The organism is Arthrobacter sp. Leaf234 (genome assembly GCF_001422665.1).
Lineage (GTDB): Bacteria > Actinomycetota > Actinomycetes > Actinomycetales > Micrococcaceae > Arthrobacter_D.
Window position 1 is genome coordinate 201,568 of sequence record NZ_LMLU01000007.1, and the last position, 26,060, is coordinate 227,627.

At 71.7% G+C, this 26,060-nt stretch carries 19 protein-coding genes; 5 read left to right on the forward strand and 14 right to left on the reverse strand.

The genetic code is table 11. From position 1 onward, the window contains the following. Nucleotides 1–156 precede the first annotated feature (156 nt). The 3 genes from dxs to ASF21_RS13285 form a co-directional block, all read right to left on the reverse strand. Nucleotides 157–2,130, reverse strand: coding sequence for a 1-deoxy-D-xylulose-5-phosphate synthase (gene dxs / locus ASF21_RS13275; protein ID WP_055772137.1), 1,974 nt, complete (start codon nucleotides 2,128–2,130; stop codon nucleotides 157–159). A gap of 130 nt (nucleotides 2,131–2,260) precedes the next feature. Continuing rightward, nucleotides 2,261–3,613 carry a class I SAM-dependent RNA methyltransferase gene (locus tag ASF21_RS13280; RefSeq protein ID WP_055772140.1) on the reverse strand — a complete coding sequence of 451 codons (1,353 nt, stop codon included), beginning with the start codon at nucleotides 3,611–3,613 and terminating at the stop codon, nucleotides 2,261–2,263. 9 nt (nucleotides 3,614–3,622) lie between these two features. Next, nucleotides 3,623–5,599 (reverse strand): APC family permease, encoded by a 1,977-nt coding sequence (locus ASF21_RS13285; protein WP_055772142.1) that lies wholly within the window; start codon nucleotides 5,597–5,599, stop codon nucleotides 3,623–3,625. Nucleotides 5,600–5,712: 113 nt separating this feature from the next. Here ASF21_RS13285 and ASF21_RS13290 point away from each other — a divergent pair, with 113 nt between their 5' ends. Further along, complete coding sequence (locus ASF21_RS13290) at nucleotides 5,713–6,384, forward strand: potassium channel family protein (RefSeq protein ID WP_055772364.1); 672 nt, start codon at nucleotides 5,713–5,715, stop codon at nucleotides 6,382–6,384. After that, nucleotides 6,381–7,067: a potassium channel family protein gene (locus ASF21_RS13295; RefSeq protein ID WP_055772145.1), complete on the forward strand. Its 687-nt coding sequence runs from the start codon at nucleotides 6,381–6,383 to the stop codon at nucleotides 7,065–7,067. Before ASF21_RS13290 ends, ASF21_RS13295 begins: the two co-directional genes overlap by 4 nt. Here the strand turns inward: ASF21_RS13295 and ASF21_RS13300 are convergent. The 4 genes from ASF21_RS13300 to dut form a co-directional block, all read right to left on the reverse strand. Continuing rightward, nucleotides 7,064–7,900: a DUF3159 domain-containing protein gene (locus ASF21_RS13300; RefSeq protein WP_055772148.1), complete on the reverse strand. Its 837-nt coding sequence runs from the start codon at nucleotides 7,898–7,900 to the stop codon at nucleotides 7,064–7,066. The two genes, ASF21_RS13295 and ASF21_RS13300, sit on opposite strands and share 4 nt — an antisense overlap. A gap of 23 nt (nucleotides 7,901–7,923) precedes the next feature. Then, nucleotides 7,924–8,163, reverse strand: coding sequence for a hypothetical protein (locus ASF21_RS13305; RefSeq protein WP_235498976.1), 240 nt, complete (start codon nucleotides 8,161–8,163; stop codon nucleotides 7,924–7,926). A 170-nt stretch (nucleotides 8,164–8,333) separates the two neighbouring features. Further along, entirely contained in the window at nucleotides 8,334–9,233 is a 900-nt protein-coding gene (locus ASF21_RS13310; protein WP_082471554.1) for a DUF3710 domain-containing protein, read from the reverse strand. A 150-nt stretch (nucleotides 9,234–9,383) separates the two neighbouring features. Further along, nucleotides 9,384–9,878 (reverse strand): dUTP diphosphatase, encoded by a 495-nt coding sequence (gene dut / locus ASF21_RS13315; protein ID WP_055772150.1) that lies wholly within the window; start codon nucleotides 9,876–9,878, stop codon nucleotides 9,384–9,386. 243 nt (nucleotides 9,879–10,121) lie between these two features. On the opposite strand from dut, the gene ASF21_RS13320 reads away from it, so the two are divergent. Beyond that, nucleotides 10,122–10,598: a DUF3093 domain-containing protein gene (locus tag ASF21_RS13320; protein ID WP_055772152.1), complete on the forward strand. Its 477-nt coding sequence runs from the start codon at nucleotides 10,122–10,124 to the stop codon at nucleotides 10,596–10,598. A 14-nt stretch (nucleotides 10,599–10,612) separates the two neighbouring features. Here ASF21_RS13320 and ASF21_RS13325 read toward each other — a convergent pair whose 3' ends face one another. Then, nucleotides 10,613–10,936, reverse strand: coding sequence for a DUF4193 family protein (locus tag ASF21_RS13325; RefSeq protein WP_055772154.1), 324 nt, complete (start codon nucleotides 10,934–10,936; stop codon nucleotides 10,613–10,615). A 207-nt stretch (nucleotides 10,937–11,143) separates the two neighbouring features. On the opposite strand from ASF21_RS13325, the gene sepH reads away from it, so the two are divergent. Beyond that, on the forward strand, nucleotides 11,144–12,466 hold the full coding sequence (sepH, locus tag ASF21_RS13330; RefSeq protein WP_321166899.1) for a septation protein SepH: 1,323 nt from the start codon (nucleotides 11,144–11,146) through the stop codon (nucleotides 12,464–12,466). 70 nt (nucleotides 12,467–12,536) lie between these two features. Here the strand turns inward: sepH and ASF21_RS13335 are convergent, their stop codons facing one another. Genes ASF21_RS13335 through ASF21_RS13350 form a run of 4 tightly spaced genes read right to left on the reverse strand, consistent with a single transcriptional unit; the run spans nucleotide 12,537 to nucleotide 18,140 of the window. Beyond that, nucleotides 12,537–13,358 carry a thymidine kinase gene (locus ASF21_RS13335; RefSeq protein WP_082471555.1) on the reverse strand — a complete coding sequence of 274 codons (822 nt, stop codon included), beginning with the start codon at nucleotides 13,356–13,358 and terminating at the stop codon, nucleotides 12,537–12,539. Then, nucleotides 13,351–14,505, reverse strand: a complete 1,155-nt coding sequence (locus ASF21_RS13340) for an alkaline phosphatase family protein (RefSeq protein WP_321166900.1) — start codon at nucleotides 14,503–14,505, stop codon at nucleotides 13,351–13,353. Before ASF21_RS13340 ends, ASF21_RS13335 begins: the two co-directional genes overlap by 8 nt. A 54-nt stretch (nucleotides 14,506–14,559) precedes the next feature. Then, nucleotides 14,560–15,237 carry a DUF5998 family protein gene (locus tag ASF21_RS13345; protein ID WP_157365917.1) on the reverse strand — a complete coding sequence of 226 codons (678 nt, stop codon included), beginning with the start codon at nucleotides 15,235–15,237 and terminating at the stop codon, nucleotides 14,560–14,562. A gap of 47 nt (nucleotides 15,238–15,284) precedes the next feature. Then, nucleotides 15,285–18,140 carry a bifunctional GNAT family N-acetyltransferase/acetate--CoA ligase family protein gene (locus ASF21_RS13350; RefSeq protein ID WP_055772165.1) on the reverse strand — a complete coding sequence of 952 codons (2,856 nt, stop codon included), beginning with the start codon at nucleotides 18,138–18,140 and terminating at the stop codon, nucleotides 15,285–15,287. A 125-nt stretch (nucleotides 18,141–18,265) separates the two neighbouring features. Here ASF21_RS13350 and ASF21_RS13355 point away from each other — a divergent pair, with 125 nt between their 5' ends. Next, on the forward strand, nucleotides 18,266–20,881 hold the full coding sequence (locus tag ASF21_RS13355) for a DNA topoisomerase (ATP-hydrolyzing) subunit A (RefSeq protein ID WP_082471556.1): 2,616 nt from the start codon (nucleotides 18,266–18,268) through the stop codon (nucleotides 20,879–20,881). A gap of 72 nt (nucleotides 20,882–20,953) precedes the next feature. Here ASF21_RS13355 and ASF21_RS13360 read toward each other — a convergent pair whose 3' ends face one another. Continuing rightward, complete coding sequence (locus ASF21_RS13360) at nucleotides 20,954–22,003, reverse strand: GNAT family N-acetyltransferase (protein WP_200914838.1); 1,050 nt, start codon at nucleotides 22,001–22,003, stop codon at nucleotides 20,954–20,956. A 216-nt stretch (nucleotides 22,004–22,219) separates the two neighbouring features. After that, nucleotides 22,220–26,041: a thiol reductant ABC exporter subunit CydD gene (cydD, locus tag ASF21_RS13365; protein WP_157365918.1), complete on the reverse strand. Its 3,822-nt coding sequence runs from the start codon at nucleotides 26,039–26,041 to the stop codon at nucleotides 22,220–22,222. Between the last annotated feature and the right edge of the window lie 19 nt (nucleotides 26,042–26,060).

Consider the following 26,060-nt stretch of genomic DNA (forward strand, 5'->3'; position numbering starts at 1 on the left):
CATCGCTCGCGGAACGGAAGCCTGTCACTGGACCGGCGGGGGAATGTGGTTCCCTCTCCGGCCTTCGTCATTGTCTCACACCACCCCCCGGAAGGACCGTTGCGCCGGGCCGGACGTGCTCGCGGGGCCGCGCCGCGCCCGCGGAGCCCGACGAGCTCAGCGCTGGGGGAACTGACCCGTCGCCGGGGCCGTGTCCTCGGCCAGCGGGCGCGCGACCGGCACCTTCGTGCCGAGGACCTGCGCGACGACGTCGTGCGTGATCTGCTGCGCGGTCAGCCCCACGCGCTCCAGCACCTGGTTGCGCGAGCCGTGGTCGAGGAACTCGACCGGGAGACCCACCTCGTTCAGCGCGGTGTCGACCCCGGCCGAGCGCATCTCCTGCCGGATGCGCGACCCCACGCCGCCTGCGCGGACGCCGTCCTCGATGACGATGACGATGCGGTGCTCGGCAGCGAGGTCGATGACCGACCGTCGGACGGGCAGCAGCCAGCGCGGGTCGATGACGGTGGAACTGATGCCCTGGGCTCCGAGCCGGTTCGACACGTCGAGCGCGAGCTCGCTCATGGCCCCGACGCTCACGATCAGGACGTCGTTGTGGCGTGAGCCCGCGGGCCGGCGCGAGAGCACGTCCACGCCGTCGTCGAGTCGCTCGACCGCCTCGACCTCGGCACCGACCGACCCCTTGGAGTAGCGGACCACGCTGGGCGCGTCGGAGATCGCGACGGCCTCGCGCAGCTCCTCACGGAGGCGGGAGGCATCCCGCGGAGCGGCGAGGTGCAGGCCGGGCACGGCCTGCAGCAGGGCGAGGTCCCACATGCCGTGGTGGCTGGCGCCGTCGGGCCCGGTGACGCCGGAGCGGTCGAGGACGACGGTGACACCGGCCCTGTGGAGGGCCACGTCCATCAGCAGCTGATCGAACGCCCGGTTGAGGAACGTCGCGTAGAGCGCGATGACGGGGTGGAGCCCGCCGAAGGCCATGCCGGCCGCACTGGTGAGGGCGTGCTGCTCGGCGATGCCGACGTCGAACACGCGGTTCGGGTACCGCGCGGCGAAGCGGTGCAGGCCGACGGGGATGAGCATGGCGCCGGTAATGCCGACGATGTCCGGACGCTCGTCCGCGATGTCCGCGATCTCGTTCGCGAACACCGAGGTCCACGACTGCTGGCCCGCGGCGTCGACGGGTTCGCCCGTCTCCGGGTCGATGATGCCGACGGCGTGGAACTGGTCGGCCTCGTGGGCGCGGGCAGGAGCGTAGCCGTGACCCTTCTCGGTGATCGCATGGACGATCACGGGCCCCTCGTAGTTCTTGGCGAGGTGCAGCGCCTGCTCGACGGCTGACTGGTCATGACCGTCCACCGGGCCCACGTACTTCATCCCGAGGTCCTCGAACAGGCCCTGGGGCGCCCACCAGTCCTTGATGCCCTTCTTCATGGCGTGGAGGCTCTTGTAGCTGAACTCCCCGACCGGTCCCCCGTTCTGCATGCGGAGCTTGACCCAGTCGAGCGTGCGCTCGTAGACGCGGTGGGTGCGGACGGAATCGAGCGTGGGACGCAGCGAGGCGAGATAGTCGGCGACTCCGCCGATGGTGGGCGCGTAGGACCGGCCGTTGTCGTTCACCACGATGACCACGCGCCGGCGCTTGTCGGCGGCGATGTTGTTGAGGGCCTCCCACGCCATGCCACCGGTGAGCGCGCCGTCGCCGACGAGCACGACGGTGTAGCGATCACCTTCGCCGTTGAGGGCGCGGGCGCGCGAGATGCCGTCGGCCCAAGAGAGGGAGGAGGAGGCGTGGGAGCTCTCGACGACGTCGTGCACCGACTCCGCGCGGGAGGGGTACCCGGAGAGGCCGCCCTGCTGGCGGAGGGTGCTGAAGTCCTGACGCCCGGTTACGAGCTTGTGCACGTAGGACTGGTGGCCGGTGTCGAAGATGATGCTGTCGCGCGGCGAGTCGAAGACGCGGTGGATACCGAGCGTCAGCTCGACGACGCCGAGGTTGGGACCGAGGTGTCCCCCGGTGCGGGACACGGTGCTGACCAGGAAGCTGCGGATCTCCTTCGCCAGGGCCGTCAGCTGCACGGCGGTCAGTTTGCTCAGGTCCTGCGGGCCGTTGATCGTCTCCAAGAGTCCCATCGGCGCCTCCTCGCTTCGTTCGGCACGGGCGGTCGACCACCCGTGATTGACCTTAACCCTAACGTTCGGGCTTCCCCAGGGGTGCCATTGACGGCGCGGCACCCGCGGGGCTTGCGTCCCTTCCGAACCGTCAGGCGGCAGGCGGCAGCAGACGGGCGAAGGACTCCAGGTGGTGGGTGTGCGGGTACAGGTCGACGACGCGCAGGCTGTCCAGCGTCCAGCCTGCCGCGTGGAAGTAGCCGAGGTCGCGCGCGAAGGACGCGGGGTCGCACGAGACGTACCCGACGGCCCGCGGACGGGCGGCGGCGATCTGCCGCACCACCTTCTTCCCCGCACCCGCACGCGGCGGGTCGAGCAGGACGATGTCGAGCCGGTCCGTCCAGCGTCCGAGGACGGCGTCGACCCTGCCCTGGACGATCGACACGTGGCCCTGTCCGTGGAGGTTGCGGCGCGCGTCCCTGCTGGTGCCCGCCGATCCTTCGACCGAGAGGACCGCACCGTCCGGTCCGACGGCGCGCGCCATCGGGACGGTGAAGAGGCCGGCGCCCGCATAGAGGTCGGCGACGCGCTCGCCGGGCGAGGGGACGAGTCCGTCCAGCACCGCCGACACGAGGGCTTCCGGCGCACCGCGGTGGATCTGCCAGAACCCGGCACCGGTGACCCGGTAGTCGGTACCGAGCACCGATTCCTGCAGCCAGGTGCGGCCCTTCAGCCGTTCCACCTGGCCGGATCCCGGATCGAGGACCCCGACGGACGCGCCGTCGATCGATGCGGCCACGGTGCCGACGCGCTTCGGTGTGGTGCCCGCTGCGGGGACGAGCAGCACCAGTGGGTCCCCTCCGCCGGAGGGGACGGCGACATCGACGCGCTCGATCCCGCTGAGATCGAGGGTCCACAGGCGCAGCGCGTTGACCGGCCCGACGGCGAGGGGCATCTCCTGGACGGGCAGGACCTCGTGCGAGCGGTGGAGATGCATCGCGAGCCGGCCCGCGGCGTCGACCGCGAAGGCCGCACGCGTCCGCCAGCCCAGGCCGTCCTCCGACTCCCCGGGCGCCGGCTCCACGACGACGGCGCGGTCGGTCCCCGCGAGCCGCGAGAGCTGCTCCTCGACGACGGCGGCCTTGAGCCGCCGCTGCTCCGCCAGGTCGATGTGTCCGAATTCCGCGCCGCCCACCGCCGAGCGCCCGCGGGCGGCGGCGCGCAGGGCATCCGCGACGGGCCACACATGGTCCACGCGATGGGGCGAGGCCTTGAGGACCTCGACGACGTCGGCCCGCCAGAAGCTGGCGTCGTCGGACGTGTCGGTGAAGCGGACCCGCACGCGCTCACCGGGCAGCGCGTGCCGGACGAAGACCACGCGGCCCTCGTGCCGTGCGACGAAGTGCCCGCCGTGCGCGGGGCGTCCGATGGTCAGCTCCGCGGTGGGCGGACCGGCCTGCTCCCCCGTCGACGGGGCGGCGGCGGCTGGTACTGCGTCGGTCATGGTGTCTTCCTACTTGAGGTCCTGGTAGATCTGCGCCGCGTCGGAGGACGCCAGCTGCCAGGGCACGCTGGCGACCATCACGCCGGGCACGAAGTGCAGGCGCGCCTTGATCCGCAGGGCGGTCTGGTTGTGGACCAGTTGCTCCCACCACTTTCCCACGACGTACTCCGGGATGTAGACCACGATCAGGTCGCGCGGGGAGTCGCGGCGCATGGTCCTGATGTAGTCGAGGATCGGTGTGATGGTGTCGCGGTAGGGCGAGGCCAGGACCGTGATCGGGACCGGGATCTCGTACTTCTCCCAGTCCGCGAGGGTCCGCCGGGTCTGCTCGGGGTCGACATCGACCGTGACCGCGTCCAGGCGGGAGGGTCGCGACGCCCGCGCGAAAGCCAGAGCGCGCAGGACGGGTTTCCGTAGATGGGAGACCAGGATCACCGCGTGGACGCGTGACGGGAGCGCACGCAGCCGGACGGCGTCGTCGATCGCGAGTTCGGCGGCCACGGCGTCGTAGTGCTTCTTGATGCTGCGCATCACCGCGAAGAGGATGGCCATCGCGAGCACGGCGATCCAGGCCCCGTACTCGAACTTGGTCACGAGGACCACGACGAGCACCGCCGCGGTGAGCGCGAAGCCCAGGCTGTTGATGGCCCGGGACTTGTGGATGGCCCAGCGGTTCTGCGCCCCGACGGTGCTCCGCAATGTCCTGTTCCAGTGGCGGATGAGTCCGAGCTGGCCGCCCGTGAAGGAGACGAACACCCCGACGATGTACAGCTGCACCAGGGCCGTGACGTCGGCGCGGAACACGAGGATGAGCACCACGGCGCCGAGGCCGAGCGCGAGGATCCCGTTGCTGAAGGTCAGCCGGTCACCGCGCGTGCGGAGCTGCCGCGGGAGGTACCCGTCCGTGGCCAGGATCGACGCGAGGACGGGGAAGGCGTTGAAGGCCGCATGACCCGCGAGCATCAGGATCAGCGCCGTCGCCGCGACCACGAGGTAGAAGGCGGGCGAACCGGCGTCGAAGACGGTGCGCGCGAGCTGGCTCACCACCGGCGCCTGGATGTAGTCCTCGGGGACGGGCCCGCCGTCGAGCAGCAGTTGCCGGGACGGGTCCTGGACCACGTGGACGCGCGCCGCATTGGCGAGGTAGATGACACCGGCGAGCATCGCGGCCGACACGATCCCGAGGACGACGAGCGTCGTCGCGGCGTTGCGAGCCTGCGGCGCCTCGAAGCGCGGCACATTGGAGCCCGGGCCCTCGAGCCCGGTCAGGGCGGCGGCGCCCGCGGAGAACGCGCGGAGGATCAGCAGGGCCCCGGCGAGCCCGACCAGGCCGGCGTCGAGGGCCGCATCCGGGACGATCTCGAAGCGGGCGCTCGGAGCCTGCGCCAGGGTACCCGTCGCGGCCTGGACGATGCCGGTGACGCAGAGTGCGGCGATCCCGGCGAGGAACGCGTAGGTCAGCACGGCCCGGGCGCGGACGCCGCGCGTGATGCCCCGCAGGTTGAGCAGGACGAGGACCGCGACGCCGAGGACGGCGAGCGTGGTCCGGGCGCCCTCCAGCGCCGGGGCGAGGGACACGACGTACTGCGCGGCCGCCGACACCGAAACAGCGACGGTCAGCAGGTAGTCGATCATGAGCGCGGAGGCCACCGTGGTGCCCGCGCGGGGACCGATGTTCCGCTTCGCGATCTCGTAGTCGCCGCCACCGGAGGGGTAGGCGTGCACGGCCTGCCGGTAGGACGCGACGACGACGAGGAGGACCGCGATCACGGCGAGTCCGACCCAGGGTGAGATGGCGACCGAGGCGACCCCGGCCAGGGCGAGCGTCAACAGGATCTCGTCCGGCGCGTAGGCCACGGAGGAGAGGGCGCTCGCGGAGAAGACGGGCATGGCGAGGCGCTTGGGGAGGCTTCGGTTCCTCAGCCTGTCGCTGGCGAACGGCTTACCCACCAGCACCCGCTTGACGGCCTCGAGAAAAGTCAGCACAGCCCTCAGACTAGCGCGTCCGCGCGGGTGGGCAGCCACTAGGCTTGGGGCTGGTACAGCACGGATCAGCAGGATCTCCACGACGAACAGACCAGGAATCAGGGGTGCCCTCGGTGGCTCATTTTGTGATCATGGGGTGCGGCAGAGTGGGTGTCAGCCTCGCCCACACGCTCGACGAATCCGGGCACTCGGTGGCCATCATCGACCAGGACGACCGTGCGTTCCGCCGCCTCCGCTCCTCCTTCGGCGGCCGCAAGGTCACCGGGGTCGGCTTCGACCGGGACACCCTGAAGTACGCCGAGATCGACGACGCCTATGCCTTCGCCGCGGTCTCGAGCGGCGACAACTCGAACATCCTCGCCACGCGCGTGGCCCGCGAGACCTTCCACGTCCCCCACGTCGTCGCCCGCATCTACGATCCCGGCCGCGCGGAGATCTACCAGCGCCTCGGGATCCCCACCGTGGCGGCCGTCCGCTGGAGCGCGGACCAGGTACTCCGGCGGATCCTCCCGGAGCAGACCATCAACGGCGACTTCCGCGAGACGTCCGGGCGCCTGATCCTCGCCGAACTGGCCCTGAGCGACGCCTGGCTCGGGCGGCCCCTGCGCGGCATCGAGATCGCGAGCGGTGTGCGCATCGCGTACATCACGCGCTTCGGCGAGGGCATCCTGCCGACACCGGAGACGAGCTACCAGCAGGGCGACATCCTGCACGCCATGATGAAGACGACCGCGACGGACGAGATCGGACGGATCCTCGCGGCCGCACCGAAGGAGGAGTCATGAGGGTCGTCATCGCCGGGGCGGGGAGCGTCGGCTCCTCCATCGCCCGGGAACTGCTCGGCAACAAGCACGAGATCCTCCTGATCGACGAGAAGCCCGAGGTGATCGGGCGGAGCGGGCTGAAGGGGGCCAAGTGGCTGATCGGCGACGCCTGCGAGCTCACCACCCTGAAGGACGCGCGGCTGGACGAGGCCGACGTCGTCGTCTCCGCGACCGGCGACGACAAGGTGAACCTCGTGGTCTCACTGCTCGCCAAGAGCGAGTTCGGCGTGGGCCGGACCGTCGGCCGGGTCAACAACCCCAAGAACGACTGGATGTTCGACGACTCGTGGGGCGTCGACGTGGCCGTCAACACGCCCCGCCTCATGACGGCTCTCGTGGAGGAAGCCGTGGAGATCGGCGACCTCGTGCGCCTGCTGACCCTGCAGACCGGCATGTCCTCGATCGTCGAGTTCACGGTCCCCCAGGACTCGCCGCTGGTCGGCGGGACGATCGGCAGCATCAGCCTGCCCGCGGAATGCGCGGTGGTGGCCGTCCTGCGCGACGACTCCCCCATCACGCCGAGCCCCGACGACGTCGTCGAGGGCGGCGACGAAATGTTCTTCCTCGCGGCGATCGCGGCGGAGGACGAACTGAGGATCGCGCTCTCGGCGCGGAGCGACGACGACCCGGAGGAGGAGCGCTAGCTACGCCCGGGCCCCGCAGGGTCCGGCGTGGGTCCCGGCTCGGAGGCGTCCGCCGCAGCAGGCGTGGCGGACGCGGGACGCGAGACGACCCACGCGAGCCACAGGCCGAGGGCGTAGAGCGGCAGCCCCATGGCCACGCGCGTCGAGCCGAGGGCGGCGACGTTCTCGACGAGGTAGAGGGGGACCTGCACCACGAGGCGCAGGGCGAGGACCGCGACGATGATCCACGTGGCGAGGGAGTAGGCGCGGACGCGCAGCGGATCCTTCCGCCACTCGATGCCCTCGTTGCGGATGAATCCGAAGAGGAGCCCGGCGAAGGGCCAGCGGAACAGCACGGACGCGGCCATCGCCACGATGTAGGCGCCGTTGATGAAGAACCCCGGGAGGAAGAAGTCCTCGGCGTTCCCCGTCCTCAGCGCCACGAAGGCGCAGAACGCGACACCGACCAGGCCGGCGAGGGCCTGCGTGACGGGCTTCCTCGACACCAGGCGGACCACGGTGAAGACCGCGGCGACCGCGAGGGCGGCGACGAGGGACACCATGAGGTCCCGCGCGAACGTGAAGACGAGCGTGAACACGAGCCCGGGCGCGATGCTCTCGGCAAGTCCCTGCACCCCGCCGATCGAGGAGAGGACATCGATCTGCCCGTCGTCGCTCCGGCGCACGCCCGACGTCGCGGCGTACTGCGTCGCCAGGTCCGCCGCCGTCGGGCCTGCCGGGCGCTGATCGGCCCCAGCTGCGGTGCCCTCCGGACGCTGCTGCGGGCTGTGCTCCGGATGCTGCTCGGGACCGTGCTCCGGGGACTGCTCCGGGGACTGCTCCGGGGTGCTCATGCGTGGACACTCATTCGTACTCCTCAGTACTCCTCGGGACGCCCGAAGATCTCGTAGCGGGGGTTGTAGACCGTGGGCGTGCCGGCGACGCGGCTCAGCATGCCCTCGAACCGCAGCGTCACGCCTGCCTCGACGCCCGGCACGCGGCGCTGGCCCATCCACACGATCAGCACCGACTCCCGGGCTCCGTTCCACTCGATGCGGGCGAGCGCCCGGAACGACGGAGACGCCGTCACCGGAGCGATCGTGATCCTCTCGATCACCCCGTGCGCCTTGATCCTGCCCCGCGTCGGCAGGGCGGACGACGACGGCGCCGGGGAGACCGCCGCGGGGCCCGGGCGCTGAGCGTGGTGGAACGTGCCGTGCGCCGACCGATCCGCGGGCCCGGGGGGATCGGCGGGCCCGGGAAGTGAGGTCGTGGCGGGCACCGGGGCTAGCGGGTCTCGGTGATCTCGGGGCCGCGCTCGAGCGGATTGAGGTCCGGCCGCCGGGACTCGGGAACGGGAGCCGGTGCTGCGGCGGCGTCCTTCGGCAGCTTGAGCTGCAGCAGTTCACGTGGCGGCAGCGGATGGTCACCACGCACCACGACCACGTCGCGGAAGAGGCTCTCGATCGGGGCGGCCGCATTCTGCTCCAGCGCCGCCGGTCCCCCGAAGACACCCCGCAGGAACCACCGCGGTCCGTTGATGCCCGCGAAGCGCGCCACGCGGTAGCCGGCCTGACCGTCGGGCAGCTGCGCGGGCAGCCTGGCCAGGAGTTCGGTGCCCAGCCGTCCCGGGCGCTCCTCGACCGTTCCGCCCTGGGACCCGACCGAGACGCCGATCTGCTCGCGGATCTCGTCCCACAGGCCCTCGGTCTTCGGCGCCGCGAAAGCCTGCAGCTGCAGGGTCGAACCACCGAGGTCCAGGGTCACGGCGATGACGCGCTTGCTGCGTTCCTCGACCTCGAGGCGCAGCTGCAGTCCTTCGGCGGCCTTGATCCTCAAGGCGCCGAGATCGATGTAGCCGCTGTCGGTGTTCTGCTCGGAGACGTCGAACGGCCCGAGAGCGGTCCGGTCGTAGTCCGCGCTGGAGACGTGCGCGGCGGGGACGGCAGATGCGGTGGGAGCGGCAGGCGCTGGGGCATCACCGGCCACGCCGTCGCCCCGTGCCGGCGACCCGTTCGTCGACTCCTCGTCCGAGGAGGGGAGACCTGCCGCGTCGTCGGACCCGGCAGCTGCGGTCGTCCCCGGGGCGCTGTCCTGCGGCGTCGCCGGCACGGCGTCGCCCGTCGTCCCCGCAGCTTCGCCGGCCGCGTCGTCCTGCTTCTTCTTCCTGAGGCGCCCAAAAGCCATTCCGGGTCCCTTTCCTGATGCCATGGTCTGTGTGTCGGAGAAATCTGTCGGTATCTGTCGGTATCTGTGGCTGCACGTGATGATCGCTGCTGCCGGGCGTCCCCGCCCGGGTCCCGGGGGCGCGTGCTCCGCGCCCGGTCAGCCGCCCGGTCAGCCGACCGCGGGACGGACGGCGGGTTCCGCGTCGATGGTGCCGAAGCCACCGGTCGAGCCGAAGCCACCGGTTCCACGCACGCTGCCCGGGAGCTCGTCCACGATCTCGAACACCGCCCGCTCCACGCGCTGGATGACCAGCTGCGCGATCCGGTCGCCGCGGGTGAGGCGCACGGACTCGGTCCGGTCCGTGTTGAGGAGGCAGACCTTGATCTCGCCACGGTAGCCCGCGTCGATGGTCCCCGGCGCATTGACGATCGTGAGGCCGTGGCGGACGGCCAGCCCCGACCGGGGATGGACCAGCCCGGCATAGCCGTCGGGGAGCGCGATCGCGACTCCCGTCGGGACGAGCACACGCTCGCCGGGGGCGATGACGACGTCGACGGCGGTCCTGAGGTCCGCTCCGGCATCCCCCTCGGTGGCGTACGACGGTGGCTCGAGGCCGTCGTCGAGCAACCGGATGCGGACCGGAAGGCCCTGCTGCGTACTCATCGGTGTACCCCTTGATGTACTTGATGAACCTGTGCTGGCGGGCCGGCTGGCGAGGACGCGGCCGGCACGGAGGTGAAGGTGCGTGCGCGGCTCCGTCGAGCACCTCTCCCGGTGACCAGCACCCCACTGTAGCGCCTTTGCCGGAGCCCCACCTGACAGTCCTCGGCATGGCCCGGGAGTGGGGCCGCACGCCTCACCGACCGTCGGGATGAGGTCGCCGCCCAGAAGTGGAATGCTGGTGTCATGTCCAGCGCGCCAGGGGAAGCCCCCCGCAACACACCAGACCAGGCAGTCCTGTACGAGGAGCGGCTCTGGCCGTCGCCGTGGATCTGGCTCATCGCGGCGGGATTCTCGTCGGCCACGATCGTCATGTTCGCGCCGATCTCGATGGAGGTCGGGTTCGGGGCGGCCGCCGTCGTCGCCGTCATCGTCTTCACCCTGCTCTTCACGTCCACCCCACGTATCACGGTCACCCCGACCACGCTGACGGTGGGGCGGGCCACGATCGAACGCCGGTACCTCGGGACCGCGGAATGGTTCACGGGCGACGACGCCACGTACCAGCGCGGCCGTGGCCTGAACGGGCTCGCCTATCTGTGCATCCGCGGGTGGATCTCACCGGTGGTCAGGGTGGAGGTCGTCGATCCTGAGGACCGGACGCCCTACTGGCTCGCCTCCTCGCGCACACCGGAGCGCCTGGTGGCCGCCCTCGAGGGCTGACGCCACGTCCCCGGTCAGCCCTCGCAGTCCACGCAGTACAGCCGGCCTCCGCGGTCGGCGGCGATCTGCGACCGGTGGCGCACCAGGAAGCACGAGGCACAGGTGAACTCGTCGGCCTGGGCCGCGAGGATCTGGACCGAGATCTCCTCGCTCGAGAGATCCGCACCCGGCAGGTCGAAGGCGTCGGCGGCCGCCAGCTCGTCCTCGTCGATCAGCACCTCACCCACTCCTCGCCGGTCTCCCGTGTGGGCGACGAGCAGCTGTGCTACGGCACCCGCGCCCCCGGTCCCGCCGTCGTTCGCCGTCGTCGTGCGCGGCGTCTCGTCATCCATCGGCATACCTGTTCTCCCACGCTCCATCGGTCGGGTCCTTCCCCGGCTGTGTCCCCTCGGCAGCCACAACGCCGGGACCCCCGGATTTGTGCCCGTTCATCGCCGTGCGCCCCGCCACGCCTTACCGCGTAGTAGGAATGGCCGCCATTCAATGGCAAAGTTTCACCTAGTGATTATTCTCGGCTGGAGGAATTGATGCAGGAGTTACGCCTGGTGGGTGTCCATGAGGATGGCGGACATCTGCTTCTGAGCGGTGAGACGGGTACGTCCTTCAGACTGCCCATCGACGACGCACTGCGCACTGCGAGCACGGGTGGGTCGGAGGAGACGGCCACGCCGGCCTCCGCCCCGGCGCAGGACCTCCGGCAGCCCCCACGCCAGAAGGCGGCCAAGGCGCCCGTGCATCTCACGCCCCGTGACATCCAGGCACGGATCCGCGCCGGGGCGACGGCGGAGCAGGTCGTCGCCGAGTCCGATCTCGACCTGGCGCACGTCCGACGCTACGAAGGCCCCGTGCGTGCCGAGCGGGACTACGTCGCCTACCTCGCCCAGCGCGTGGAGGTGGCCTCGCCCCTCCCCAGCCACGACGGCTACCGCTCCGCCTTCGGCGATGCTCCCGCGCTGCTCGGTGACATGGTGTCCTACCGCGTCCAGAGCTACGGGATCGATCCGGGGTCTCTCGAATGGGATTCCTGGCGCCTGCAGGACGGCTCCTGGCACGTCGAGGCCTCCTTCGACCTGCCCGAGGACTTCGCGGTCGATCTCGGCGAGCAGCCCCCGGCGCACTGGACGTACAACCCGACGCGGAAGACCGTGGCGAACGGCAACCGGTGGGCGCAGGTGCTCAGTGAGCTCGAGCCGCTCGACGGTCCCCTGCCCTCGCGCCGCCTGAGCGCCGTCGCCGATCGCGTGTTCGACTTCGAGGCGGAGAAGGAGGAGGAAGCACCGGGGTCGGTAGAGACGGACCAGGACGGCCTGCTCGACGTGCTGCGCTCGCGCCGGGGCCAGCGCCTCGGCGCGGACGAGGACGGCGACGACGCCCTCGCCGAACTCCTCACCCGCGGCAGCATCCCCGCAGCACACCCGCGCGACGGTGAGGCGCCCGACGGTCCCGTCGACGACCCGTCCGAGGACCCCGCGCAGGAACGCGACACCCTGATCCCCGGTCTGTCACTCGCGCCGAGGGCCGGAGGGGACGGCCTGGACGAGTCCGACGACGCGACGGCGTATCACGAGGACGGGACGCCGCGCCTCTACGACGGGGTCAGTACCGAGACACGCGAGATCAGCATCTTCGCGCAGCCCTCGCGCCGGCTGCAGCCGCTCGCTCCCCCGAAACCCCCGTCCGACGACGCCTCGGCGCGCCCCGCTCAAAGCGCCCAGGACCCGGGTCAGCAGGCGGGTCGGGAGGCCGGGAGGAACAGCCAGAAGGACGCAGCGGACGGCACCGGGCCCGCACCCGAGCGGAAGGCCAAGCCGAAGCGGTCGAGTGTCCCGAGCTGGGACGACATCGTGTTCGGCCGCAAGGGCGACTAGCACCAGCCGGACACCGCCTCTGCACGCACGACGGGCGGATCCGCCCGGACGAGCACTGCACGGCGTCGGGTCAGGCCTGCACCGATGCCTGGCCGGAGAGCGTCCGGTCCTTGCCCGCATCCGGTCCCGCCGTCGGGCCCTGCTCGAACGGCAGGGGCACCTGGTTGACGTACAGCGAGGGCGACGTGCGTGAGGTCTGCTGTCGCATGTGGTGCCGCCGGCACAGCGTCTCGTAGCCGACGGTCGCTCCACGGGGCGCAGGTCCCGTCGTGGACGCCGGTCCGCCGGACACGTCCTCCCCTGCACCGGATGCCGGCCCGGCCGCATCGGTGGGCTGCGGGACGGGACCGGCGCCGTCGGACTGGTCCACGTCCCCCACGACCATCTGGTCCCCCTCGACGACCATGACGCCGTCGAGGGTGCGGGCGTTGTGCGTGGCCCGCTTCCCGCACCAGCACAGGGCCTCGACCTGCAGGACCTGCACGCGGTCCGCCAGCTCGATGAGCCGCTGCGACCCCGGGAAGAGGCGGGTCCGGAAGTCCGAGGTGATGCCGAAGCCGAAGACGTCGATGCCCATCTCGTCGACGACGCGCGCGAGCTGGTCGATCTGCTCGATGGAGTAGAACTGCGCCTCGTCGCAGATCACGTAGTCGATGCGCGCACCCATGGTCTGGCGCGCGGTCAGATCCGCCCAGAAGTCCGTGTCCGGGAAGACCTCGACGGCGGGTACCTGCAGGCCGAGCCGGCTCGAGATCATCGACTCCCCCGCACGGTCGTGGGAGCTGAACAGCACTCCGCGCCGGCCGCGGGCCTTGTGGTTGTGGTCCATCTGCAGTGCGAGGGTCGATTTCCCGCAGTCCATGGTGCCCGAGAAGAACAGCAGCTCAGCCATGCCCCGTGCCCGTCGTCCGCCCACGGCGCCCGTCGCCCACCGGTGCTGCGAGGGTCAGGAGCGGGATCTCGCGCTCCGCCCTGGTGAGCGAGCCGTGCTGGCCCACCATCTCGAACGCCGCGGGCTGCGACCGCCGCCCGTCCACGAGGGCGATCCCCTCCCGTGCGAGCACGAGCAGGTCCCCGATCCTCGGCAGGACGACGTCGCTCACCGTGCCGAAGTACCCGTGCGCCACCGCTTCCTGGCGGGTCATGATCCAGGCCCGGTTGCCGAACGCCTCCTGCCAGCGCTCCGCGAGGAGTTCACGCTCAGGAGCGCCGAGTGCCGGCTCGAGGTACAGGTGCAGCATCCGCGCCTCCCCACCCGTATGGGCGACGCCGTCGAGCAGGTCCGGGCGCTCGGAGTAGTCGATCCGCTGCGAGCGCGCGACATCCACCATCCCGTGGTCGGCGGTCAGCAGCAGCAGCGTGTCCGACGGGACGCGGCGTGCGAGCAGCTTCAGGGCGGCGTCGAGGTCCTCGAGCGCGGTGATCCACTGCGGCGAGTCGACCCCGTACCGATGGCCGGCCTTGTCGAGGTCGTTGACGTAGAAGTAGACGAGCGCCCGAGGGGCGGCGGCGAGCTCCGTCGCGGCCGCATCGATGCGCGCGTGGATCGTGTTCTCCCCGACGAAACGCCCCCCGCGCAGCGCCGCGCGCGTCATGGGCGAGTCGGCGAAGCGGGGCTGGCTCACCGTCACCATCGGGAGGTGTTCGGCGACGCGCTCGAAGACGGTGCGGTGCGGTTGCCAGGCCTGCGGATCGACACCGGGATCCCAGCGGCCCAGCATATTCACCACCCTGCCCTGGTCGGGGTCCAGGACGTCGTAGCCGACCATGCCGTGCTGGCCCGGGGCGAGGCCCGTACCGAGGCCGGCGAGGGACGCCGCGGTGGTCGAGGGGAACGCGGAGGACAGGGTCCTCGCAGTCCCGAGGCCCTCGCGGAGGAACGGGGCGTGCGCGGCATATCTGCGCAGCAGGGTCATCCCGAGTCCGTCGACCATGACCACCGCGATCCGGCGCGCGGCAGGCAGGGCGAGGGCGTTGGTGAAGCCGTCGACGCCGAGCGCGGCGGCCGCACTCGTCATCACCTCGGAGACTGTGGACACGCCGTAGGCGGGCGGAGCCGGGAGGGGCTCCCTGTGCTGTCGGGGCATCGGCCGCTACCGCTGGTGGTGGGCCCGCGTGAACCGGCCTGCGAAGCCCGGCTGGCGACGCGGCGCCACGTCCGGGCCGGCGAAGTACCCGCCACCCACGGGGCTCGCCGTGTTGACCTTGCGCAGGGCGCGGGCGAACGCCTTCGCGTTCTGGACCGCCTGCGCGCCGTCCGCCTCGGCGCTGACGCGCAGCACGATGTCCTCCTGGGCCACCGTCCCCGTGAAGCCGTGGTCGGCGTCGCACTGGGGGTCCCCGCAGCTCGCCGGACCGATGTCGAGCCGCTGGGCGCCCGACCAGGCGATGGCGAGGGTCACCTCGCGCGTCTGGTCGCTGGGTTTGTAGTCCTGGGGCTGCGCGTAGAGGTAGCTCAGGACCACCGAGCGGATCTGGCTGACGGGCACCGACTCCGTGGAGATCTGCGCCGTGACCTGTTCGCCGGCGTCGTCGAGCTGCTGGTCGTCCACGTGCGTGATGACCAGCATGTCCTCGGTCAGCACGAGCACCGTGATGTGCCGGTGCACCTCGGTCCGTTCGAAGTGGGTCTCGAGATGCGCGACGTGGGACAGGGGTTCACGCCCGTCGAGGGCATCGTGCACCACGTCGGCCACGAGTCGGGGGTAGAAACCAGCCCGCTCGAGGGACGCATCGAGGTCGCGCCACGTGGCGGAGGGCGATGGGGTCATGCTCCCAGTTTCCCCCACCGGGCCGCCCAGCGCCTAACCCGGTGGCGTCAGTCCCGCATGGCGCGGCGCGCGCTGTCGGTCCGCCGCTGCGGGTTCCCGACGTCGATCGCGGCGCTCAGGACGGTCAGCCCGGACGTCGCGACGAGCACCGGGTTGAGGTCGAGCCGGGCGATCTCGGGATGGTTGTCCTTCAGCAGCGCGACCCGCGCCAGCAGGTCCTCGATCGCGGGGACGTCGGCCGGCGGCAGGCCCTGGTACCCGAACAGCTTGCGGCTCGCGCGGGGAGAACGCACCAGGTCGGCGGCGTCCACCGTGCTGAGCGGAGGGACGGCGTGCGCCCAGTCGTCGAGGAGGTTGACGGCGTCGCCCGCGAGACCGAAGGACACCACCGGTCCCATGAGGGGATCCTCGATGGCGCGGATACTGCAGGCCTGGCCCGCCGGCGCCATGGACTGCACCTCCATGCCGAAGCTCCCGAACGGGGCCAGGACACGTTCCATCTGGGCGATGTTGCGCCGGAGCGAGGCGGCATCGTCGATGCTCAGGCGCACCCCACCGAGATCGAGGCGGTGCCGCAGGTGTTCGTCCATCGTCTTCAGGGCGACGGGCCAGCCCAGGCGTGTCGCCTCGGCGACTGCCTCCTCGGCCGTGGTGAACCGCGCAGAGGGCAGCAGGCGGATGCCGTAGGCGGCCATCAGCGCGACGCACTCCTCGCCGGTGAGGCGCGACAGCTCGACGTCGGCGACGCGCCTCCGCGCCGTCGCGAGGACAGCGGCCGCGGCGTCGACGTCGACCCCCTCCGGGTCGAGGAACTCGCCGTGGTCCCGTGCACGCCATCGCGCGTACCGGACGACGGCGCCGAGGGCGGCGAGGGCCGCACCGGGACTCGTGAAGCAGGGCAGTCCGCGCTGCAGCGGGAGCGCCAGCGGCGTCGCGGCCTGTCCGTCGGCCGCCGTCGTGACAGGTCCCGCAGGCGCTCGCGACGGTCCCGCGGGTGCGGACCCGTCGTGCGCTGCTTCCACCTGCACGCCACCCTTCCCCTCGCCCTCCGGCGTGGCGTCCAGCGGAGCCGGGCTCACGCCGCCCGCCGACGCGGCGGTGACGAGCCCGTCGAGCTGCAGGGCGGCGTCGAGGATGCCGGTGAAGGAGGCGACGACCGGCTTGCCCGCGGATTCCGCGCACCGCTGCAGGCAGGCGGCGACGGACTCGGCGGTCAGCCCGCGCGCCGGCAGGGTCGTCACGACCGCCGCGTGGACGGCCGGATCGGCGAGGGCACCGTCCACCGCCGCGGCGAGGGCAGGCAGGGCGACGGACTGCCCGGCGTCGAGCTGCAGGTCGGTGTGGAGGCGGGCGACCGTCATGCCCTGCGACACGACGCCGTCCGCCACGACCTTGCCGAGCGCGGAGGAGTTGCTGAACACGGCGATCCCGCCACCCCCGGGCAGCGGCTGGCTCGCGACGATCTGCGCGATGTCCATCAGCTGTTCCGTGGTCTCGACGCGCATCACGCCGGACTGCCGGAGCATCGAGTCGAGCGCTCCCGGCGGCGCCTGGCTGGTCCGCACGGCGTGCCCGGGCGGGAGCTGGAGGCCGGTGACGTCGGACTTCGCCACGATCACGGGTTTGGTGCGGGCTAGCCTCCGGGCGATCCTCGAGAACTTCCTCGGGTTGCCGATGGACTCGAAGTAGAGCCCCACAGCACGGGTGGAGGGATCGTCCTCCCAGAACTGCATGGCGTCGTTACCGGACACGTCGGCGCGGTTGCCCGCCGAGATGACGGAGGAGACGCCGAGGCCGCGGCGGTGCGCACTGGCGTAGAGGAGGACCCCGAGTCCCGCCGACTGGCTGAAGAGGGAGAGGGCCCCCCGCTCCGGCAGGTCGGGTGCCATCGACGCGTTGAGGCGCACCAGGGGATCGGTGTTCACCAGGCCGAGGGACGCCGGTCCCACGACCCGCATGCCGTGGGCCCGCGCCCTGTGCACGAGGGCGCGCTGCCGCACCATGCCCTCACCGGCGTCGTCGGCGTAGCCCGCGGTCACCACCAGGAGGCCCTTCACGCCGGCACGCGCGCAGTCGTCCACGACGGCGTCGACCTCCTCGTGGGGCACGGCGATCACCGCGAGGTCGACCTGCTCGGGCACCTCGGCGAGGGAGGCGTACGAGATCATGCCGCCGAGCTCGAAGGCCTCGGGATTGACCGCGTGGATGCGGCCCGTGAATCCGCCGTCCACGAGGTGCTCCAGCAGCGCGTGGCCCACCGTCCCCCACTCACGGCTCGCGCCGATGACGGCGACCGACGACGGCGTCAGGAGCTCGGCCATGCTCCGCGCCTCCGCGCGGTGCTCCCTCGCCTCCATCACGGCCTGCGACTTCCGCGTGGGGTCGATGTCGAAGCTGAGCATCACCACGCCGTCGTCGAAGTGGCGCTCCACCTCGTAACCCGCCTCGGCGAAGACCGTGATCATCTTCCGGTTCTCGGGAAGCACCTCGGCGGAGAACCGCCGGATCCCGTTCTCGCGAGCGGCCACCGCGAGGTGCTCGAGGAGGATCGACCCCACGCCGCGGCCCTGGTGGTGGTCCGAGACGTTGAAGGCCACCTCCGCCTCGAGGGGATCGTCGAGGCGGTCGTACCGGCCGATCCCGATGATGTCCGCACCCCGCGTGATGACGAACGCAACGCGGTCCCGGTGGTCCACCTCGGTGAAGCGCGTCAGCTCCTTGGCGCTCAGCTTCGCCTTGTAGGTGAAGAAGCGGAGGTAGATCGATGCCTGGGACTGGCGTACGTGGAAGGCCTGGACCGCATCGGCGTCCGTCGGCGAGATGGGCCGCAGGTGCGCCGTGCCGCCGTCGCGCAGGATGACATCAGCCTCCCAATATTCCGGGTATTGTCCGTCCGCCACCATAGACTCAGGGTAGTCGGCATCCCCTGCGGTGTCGCAGGCCCGGCCGTCACCGGAGCCGCGCCGCGGGGTGGACGCAGGCACAGCACCCCGTCATCACCCCCCGAACCACTGAGGAACAGCCGCACATGGCCAGGCGCCAGACCCCCGCTCCGCCGGAGGATTTCACCGAGAAGATCATCGACGTCGACGTCGAAGCCGAGATGGAGGAGTCCTTCCTCGAGTACGCGTACTCGGTCATCTATTCGCGTGCCCTGCCGGACGCTCGCGACGGGCTCAAGCCCGTGCAGCGGCGCATCCTCTACATGATGTCCGACATGGGGCTGCGTCCCGACCGCGGCCATGTGAAATCCGCCCGCGTGGTGGGCGAGGTCATGGGGAAGCTCCACCCGCACGGTGACAGCGCCATCTACGACGCCATGGTCCGCATGGCCCAGGACTTCTCCCTGCGGCTGCCCCTCATCGACGGGCACGGCAACTTCGGGTCGCTCGACGACGGACCGGCGGCCGCGCGCTACACGGAAGCCCGTCTCGCAGCAGCGGCGCTGACCATGACGAACCACCTCGACGAGGACGTCGTCGACTTCATCCCCAACTACGACAACTCGCTCGAACAGCCCGAGGTGCTCCCGGCGGCCTTCCCCAACCTCCTCGTCAACGGTGCGAGCGGGATCGCGGTGGGCATGGCGACGAACATGCCGCCGCACAATCTCGGCGAGGTCGTCGCCGCCGCACGTCACCTGATCGCGAACCCCGACGCACCGCTCGAGGACCTCATGCGGTTCATCCCCGGCCCGGACCTCCCGAGCGGCGGGAAGATCGTCGGGCTCGACGGCGTGCGCGACGCCTACGCGACGGGCCGCGGCTCGTTCAAGACCCGGGCGACGGTCAAGGTGGAGCAGCTCTCCGCGCGGCGGACAGGCCTCGTGGTGACCGAGCTGCCCTACACCGTCGGCCCGGAGAAGGTGATCGAGCGCATCAAGGACGCCGTGACCGCCAAGAAGCTGCAGGGCATCTCGGACATCGTCGACCTCACCGACCGGAAGCACGGGCTGCGGCTCGTGATCGAGCTCAAGAACGGGTTCAATCCGAATGCCGTCCTCGCGCAGCTGTACCGGTTCACGCCCATGGAGGATTCCTTCGGCATCAACAACGTGGCGCTCGTCGACGGACAGCCCCGCACCCTGGGGCTCGTGGAGCTCCTGCAGGTCTATGTAGCGCACCGCATCCTCGTGGTCCGCCGTCGCACCTCCTACCGGCTGCAGCGCAAGCGCGACCGCCTGCACCTCGTCGAGGGCCTGCTCGTCGCCATCGTGGACATCGACGAGGTCATCCAGATCATCCGTTCGTCCGACGAGTCCTCCGCCGCGCGCGAGCGCCTGATGGCCATCTACGATCTCACCGAGATCCAGGCCAACTACATCCTCGAACTGCGCCTGCGCCAGCTCACCCGCTACTCGCGCATCGAGCTCGAGAAGGAGCAGGAGCAGTTGCGTCTCGAGATCGCCGAGCTGGAGGCGATCCTCGGGTCGGAGGAGCGCCTGCGGACCCTCGTCTCCGACGAGCTCGCGGCACTGTCCGAGCAGTTCGCGACACCACGCCGCACGGTCCTCCTCGAGTCCGAGGCGGCCGCCCCGCTCAAGGGGTCCAGCCTGCCCGCTCCCGCGGGCAAGGGGGCGAAGGCCGTCATGCCGCTCGAGATCGCCGACGACCCCTGCTGGGTCCTGCTCTCGGCCTCGGGTCAGCTCGCCCGGACGTCGGACCGGGAGCCTCTTGCCGACGGCCAGCGCATCAAGCACGACGCCTTCCGTTCCGTGCTGCCGTCCACGGCCCGCGGCGAGGTAGGTGCGGTGACGTCGGCGGGTCGCATGATCCGCCTGCAGGTGATGGACATGCCGGCCCTCCCGCCCACGGCCGGAGTGCCGAATCTCGCGGGCGGCGTGCCGTCGACGGAGTTCATCACCCTCGAGCGCGGGGAGCGCCTGATAGGACTCGCTCCGCTCAACGGCGTGGTGGCTCTCGGCACGGCGCAGGGCGTGGTGAAGCGCGTGCAGCCGGACCATCCGCTGAACAGGGACGACTGGGAGGTCATCTCGCTGAAGCCGAAGGACGCCGTCGTGGGTGTCGCGACCGCCGCGGACGAGGACGATCTCGTCTTCGTCACCCGCACGGCCCAGCTCCTGCGCTTCCCGGCGTCGGCCGTGCGGCCGCAGGGCAGGACCGCCGGCGGGATGGCAGGCATCAAGCTGGGGGCCGGGGACACCGTGCTGCACTTCGGCGCCGTCGCGGCCGGCGACGGCCAGGCCGTCGTCGTGACGGTCACGGCTGCGGGAGATGCACTGCCGGGGACCTCGGCCGGCTCGGCCAAGGTCACCGAGTTCGCCGAGTACCCGGTCAAGGGACGCGCGACCGCGGGAGTGCGCGCCCACCGTTTCCTTCGCGGCGAGGAATCGCTCTCCCTGGCCTGGGCCGGTCACGGTCCGGCGAGGGCCGCCTCCACGAACGGCGTGGCGCGGGCCCTGCCGACCGAGCACGGACGCCGGGACGGATCCGGCGTGCCCCTCACGCAGCAGATCGACGCGGTCGGCCCGGCGCTGAAGGGACTCCTCGAGCCCGGGAGATCGGGAGCGGAGGCTCCGGTCGGGAAGACGCAGCCCGCGAACGATGATGCTCCGGATACGGTCAGGGCGGTCGACGGCTCGGCCGGTGGAACACCCGACGACGCGCAGGGCACCCTGCTCTAGCCCCTCCCGGCCGGGCTGGTGGCCGCCCGTCCTCCTGGCGCGGCGTGGCGTCCCGTGGTCGCGCGGGAAGGGTCAGTCGATCGCTGGGTCGAGGGGCAGATCGAAGACGATGGAGCGCTGCGTGGGGACGAATCCCATGCGCTCGTACAGGCCGAGCGCACCGGACGGGTTCTCCGTGTCGACACCGAGGCCGGCATTGTCCATTCCCGCCGCACGGTAGCGCCGCATCGCCTCGGCGAGAAGGGCCGGGGCGAGTCCCCGTCCCCGCCACTTCCGCCGCACGCCCAGCAGATCGGTGTAGCCCTCGGAATGACCGAGCAGCTCCGGCGAATCCGGGTCGAAGCTCGCCAGCTGATAGGCCACCACCTCCCCGGTGCGGGGGTCCACCAGGCCGAGACTCCAGTCGTCGCGGAACTCCGGATGACTGACCGTGAACTGCCATGACTCCTGGTCCCGGGGCTCACTCCCCCAGTGGTCCTGGAAGGCGTCGTTGTGGGCGAGGCGCACCCGTTCCGCGATGTTGCGGTCCGCGCCGTCCGCGAACGTCACCAGCTCCAGCTCGGCGGGGAACGGCAGATCGGGGATGGGTTGGTCCAGCGGGCGCGTCATCTCGGTGAAGTACCGGACGATCGTGCTCCCGCTCGCCGTCATCAGCGCCAGGTGCGAGGGGTTCCGCTCCTCGACATAGTTGCGGAAGATGCCGTCGGTCCGGCCGGTGTCCCGCACTCGTTCCGCTGCACGCCGTGCCTGCCACGCGAGGACCGCTCCGCCGATCCCCCGCCGGCGCCAGGCCGGATCAACGCCGCCCGCGCCGTGGACGAGTGACGAGCCGGCGTTCATCGACACCCGGCCGAACGCGCGGAGGACGCCGTCGTCGTCGAGACCGGCGAGGGTGTCCCGCCGCGGGTCGTTCTTCGACGCCCGGAGGGCCTGCTCGAGATCGGCACGCTGTTCCACCCAGTCCGGCTGGTCCTCAACGGCGATCCGCCTGACGAGCGCCAGCCAGCGGTCGATGTCCGCGTAGGCCAGCGGCCGCCACTGCAGCACAGCGGGCAGCGGGAGGACGCCCTCCCCGCGGTCGGAGGTGGGACCGATGTCCGGTGATGAAGTCTCGCGCGTCATGATGCCAGCGTATTGCAGGGTCAACCGGCCCCGCTGGAGGTCCGTCCGCCTCCGGGCGGTTTCCGGGCGCGGCGGGGTCCCGGGCCCCGGCACACGCAGGACCGGTCCAGTGCGGACGGGCCGGGCGGGCCGGGCGGGCCGGGCGGGCCGGGCGGGCCGGGCGGGCCGGGCGGGCCGGGCGGGCCGGGCGGGGCCGTAGGTCCCATCGGGACACGACTACGGGCGGATGCGGGGTACCGCGGCCTCCGCCTGCCTGCGCGCCGCGCCGAGGAGCAGGACCTCGTCGCAGGTCGCCGCCTCGGCGGGATCGTGCGTCACGAGGAGTACGGCGGTGTGCGGCAGGCCACCGCGCAGGTCGGTGAGCAGCGCGCGGGCACCGTCACGGTCCAAGTGCGCGGTCGGCTCGTCGAGGAGCACGACGCGGGACCGCGTGAGCAGGGCACGTGCAACGGCGAGCCGCTGGCGCTGCCCGCCCGAGAGGCGCGACCCGCCGGAGCCCACCTGGGCATCGAGACCGTCTTCGAGTCCGTCCACCAGCTCCGCCAGGCCCACCGCCCGGACCACCGCGCGGAGCTCCTCCTCCGTGGCGGGATCCCCGGGCCTCCGGGCGAGCTGGAGGTTCGCCCGCAGGGTGGAGGTGAACAGGTGGCTCTCCTGCGGACACCAGGCGACCCGCGGCCTCGTCGACGGCCGGGCGGACCCGCCATCGACGAGGAGCCGCCCCGTATCCAGCGGCAGGAAGCCGAGGAGCGCGCCGAGGACGGTCGACTTGCCGCTCCCCGAAGCGCCGGTGAGACCCGTCCACCGACCCGGGACGAGCGTGAGGTCCACGCCGGTGACCACGGGCTCCCCGGGCACGTACCCGATCGAGGCGTCCTCGAGGGCGAGCGTCGAGGCGGCGACGGGATCCTGCCGGTCCGGCCGGGCGTCGTCGCGTCCCGCCGTCGGCGCAGCGTCCAGCGACGGCCGGAGCCTCCCCACCACGGCGGCGAGCGGACCCCAGTGCCGGACGGCCGATGTACCGGCCGCGAACGGCTCGATCAGGGCGAGTTGCATGAGGACGAGGACGGCCGTGACATCGGCCGGCAGCCCCTCCGCCGTGACGAGGATGCCCAGAGCTGCGGCTGAGCACGCGGCGACCACCACCGCGGTCGACACCCCGGCTGCCGCTGCGGAACGATGCGCCGCGCGGGCGAGCAGCGCCTCCGTCCGACGTGTCGCCAGCAGGGCGGGACCGTGGACACCGTTGACGCGGAGATCAGGTGCGGCCCGCAGCAGCCGCGCTACCCGTCCGAGGGCATCCGCCCTCAGCTGCACTGCCGCAGCACCCGCCGCCCGTTCCCTGAGGACCGCGACCACGGGCGCGACGACGACGGCGCCGCCCACGGCGAGGACCTGCCAGCCCAGGGAGGCGGGGTGCAGGACGGCAGTCGTCACCAGGGCCGCCGCGCCGGTGAGGCCAGCGGTGAGGAAGGGTGACAGCGCCCGCGCGGAGAGGTCCCTCAGCTCGTCGACGTCGCCGACGAGCTGCTCGATCGCGCCGGATCCGCGAGCCAGCGTCCGCCAGGACTGCCCTGCGCGGAGGAGGCCTGTCCAGAGGCGGAGCCGCGTCTCGTCCGCCCGGTGGAAGACCGCCCGGTGGAGCCAGAGCCGCTCCTCGTAGCGCAGGAGCGACCGGCCGATGCCGAAGAATCGCACGCCGACGATCGCCGTGAGCAGGTAGAGGATGGGCGGCTGTTCCGATGCGCGGACGATCAGCCAGCCGCTGAGCGCGGCCAGGGCGACCGCGAACACGGCGGATCCGAGACCGAGGAGTGTCGCGGCGACGAAGCGCCGGTCCCACGGCTTCACGAGGACCAGCACGTGACGCGCCGAATGCAGCCACCCGGAGACGGACGGTCGCGTCCCCGGGACGCCGGTGGACGGGTCCGCAGACGGATCCTCCGCCGTCCGTCCCGTCATCCGTCCCGTCGTCCGCCCTGCTGTCCGTTCCGTTGCGCGGGACGCAGCACGTGGAGCGGCCGGCGCCGATGCGCCGGACGGGACACCGGTCGGGACGCCGGTCGATGCACCGGACGGGACACCGGTCGATGCACCGGTCGGGACGCCGGTCGAGCTGCTGGTCAGGGTATCCGTCGAGACATCGGTCGGGCTGTCGGTCGGGCTGCCGGTCGGGCAGCCGGTCGGGCAGCCGGTCGAGGTGCCGAATGACGTGGCGGACGGGGTGGGCGACGATGCGACCGCCGATGCCCGTAGCTCGGGCCCGTCAGGCGCGTCAGGCCTGTCAGCGATCGGCAGACCCACGGCCGACGCACTCGTGGTGGCCCGGGTGCCGGCCGCGGCTCCCAGGTGGACCTGCGTGTCGGCGATGGCCGCGGTGGCGTCGTCGTGCGCGATCAAAAGGACCGTCAGCCCCGGCCGACGCAGCGCGATCGCGGCGCGGATGGCTGCGGAGGATCCTTCGTCGACGTGCGCTGTCGGCTCGTCGAGGAGGAGCAGCCCGACTGCAGGGTCCTGCGCGCGCAGGAGAGCCCGGGCGACGGCGACGCGCCGCAGCTCGCCGGGACTGAGCTCGCCCGTCCGACGGTCGACGAGGTCCGCCGCGCCCACGCCTGCGAGCACCTCGGTGATCGCGGGATCGTCCTCCTCCGTCCGTCCGTACAGCGCGAGTTCTGCGCGCACCGTCGGGGCGATCAGCTCCGGATGCTGCGGAACCCACGCCACCGCGCCGTCCGCCGGTGTTGTGATCGTCCCCTCCAGGTGCAGCCCTGCCGGCAGCGCCGCCCCGCCGGCAAGAGTGCGCATGAGCGTCGACTTGCCGGTCCCGCTCGGTCCCCTGAGTGCGGTGACCGTTCCCCGGTCGAGCCGGAAGGACACGCCCGACACGACGGGCGGGACGACGCCGTCGTACCGGACCGTCACGTCCTCCAGCCTGGCGGTCACCGGGTCCGCCACCGCCGATCGGACCAAAGCCGCACCGGCCGTCGACGGCGGCGGGGCGTCGATGACGGCGCGCACGCGCTCGCCGCTCTCCTCGCCGTCCTCGCTCGCGTGGTGCGCGGCTCCGACGTCGCGCAGCGGCCCGTAGCACTCGGGCGCGAGGATCAGGGCGATCAGGGCGGTTTCGAGTCCAAGGTCCCCGTGGATGAGGCGTACACCGGCGAAGACGGCGACGACGGCGACCGAGATGGTGCTGATCAGTTCGAGGGCCAGCGAGGACAGGAAGACGGTCCGGAGGGTCGTCATGGTGCGCGATGAATAATCTGCGGCGATCTCGCGCAGCGCCCTGGTCTGCTCGCCCGCGCGGCCGAGGCCCACGAGCACCGGCAGCCCCCGGGCCAGTTCCAGGAGATGGTCGGAGAGCCGTCCGAGCGCCGTGGCTGCCTGCTGCGTCCGCTCCTGCGTGTGCAGGCCGATGAGGACCATGAACACCGGCACGAGGGGGACGGTGAGGACGATGATGAGTGCGCTCACCCAGTCTGCGGCGAGGATCCGCGCGCCGACGAGGAGTGGCACGACGGTGCAGGTGATGAGCGACGGCAGGTACTGCGTGTAGTACGCGTCGAGTCCGTCGAGGCCGCGTGTGAGCAGCACGGCGAGGGAGCCCTGGCCGGTGCCGCCGTGGGCCGCCCGGGTGGTCCCCCCGTCGTCGAGCACGCGCAGCAGCGCCGCCTCACGGAGCCGCTCGCGGACGCCGAGGGCCAGCCGGGCGGCGGTGGCGTCCTGCCCCCAGGCCGCCACCGTCCGGAGGATCGCGCCCGCGACGCCCTGGACGAGGACGGCCCCCACCTCGAGATCGCCTGCGGCGACGGAGGCGATGCCGACAGCGAGTGCCTGCGCCATGAGGACCAGGCCGAGCGCGCGTGCTGCGGCGAGGACACCGAGGAGATAGACCGCCGTCGTCGATCCGGCCGCACCGGCCGGTCCGCCCGCCCTCAAGGAGGCGATGGGGGACCTCCGCGCGGCAGGCGCCGACGCAGCGGGCGCCTGCGACAGGTCACCGGCGGGGACGTCCGCGGTGGGCGTGAAGTCGCGCATGCCGGTCCTGATGGCTCCG